This window comes from Pseudomonas sp. K8 (assembly GCF_014889455.1).
Lineage (GTDB): Bacteria > Pseudomonadota > Gammaproteobacteria > Pseudomonadales > Pseudomonadaceae > Aquipseudomonas > Aquipseudomonas veronii.
The window spans coordinates 1-621 of the sequence record NZ_VJWO01000201.1; the positions used below are offsets into that span (position 1 = coordinate 1).

General features: G+C 62.2%; 1 protein-coding gene. It reads left to right on the forward strand.

The window, feature by feature from the left end; translation table 11 throughout:
• The coding region (locus INT12_RS30995; protein ID WP_193059240.1) for an Ig-like domain-containing protein at nucleotides 1-621 on the forward strand (621 nt) is incomplete at both ends.

The following is a 621-nucleotide window of genomic DNA, read 5'->3' on the forward strand; positions in this document are numbered from 1 at the left end:
CTGATGCGGCGATGACCAAGCCAGTGACTGGCTCGATCGACGCCGTCAACGGCGAAGCCACCGTTTACTTCAAGCCAAACGAAAACTTCAACGGCACCGCGAACTTCACCTACACCGCCACCGACGGTGGCATTGCCGACGGCGGCAGCCCGCTGACCTCAGCGCCTGCCAACGGCACCATCACGGTGACCCCGGTCAACGATGCACCAGTGGCTGCGGCCACTACCGCAACGGGTGCTGAAGATCCAAGCGTGGGTATCGCGGTCAAACTGTCCGCCACCGACGTAGACGGCGTGGCAGACGTGAAATCCTTCACCGTCGGTACGCCAACCAATGGCACCTTCTACACCGACGCCGCCATGACCAAGCCGGTAACCGGCTCGATCGACGCGGTCAACGGCGAAGCCACCGTTTACTTCAAGCCAAACGAAAACTTCAACGGCACGGCGAACTTCACCTACACCGCTACCGACGGCGGTATCGCTGACGGCGGTAGCCCGCTGACTTCGGCGCCTGCCAACGGCACCATCACCGTGACTGCGGTGAACGACGCGCCGGTCGCAGCACCGACCACCGCAACGGGTTCCGAAGATCCGGTTCAAGGCATCGAAGTCAAACTGA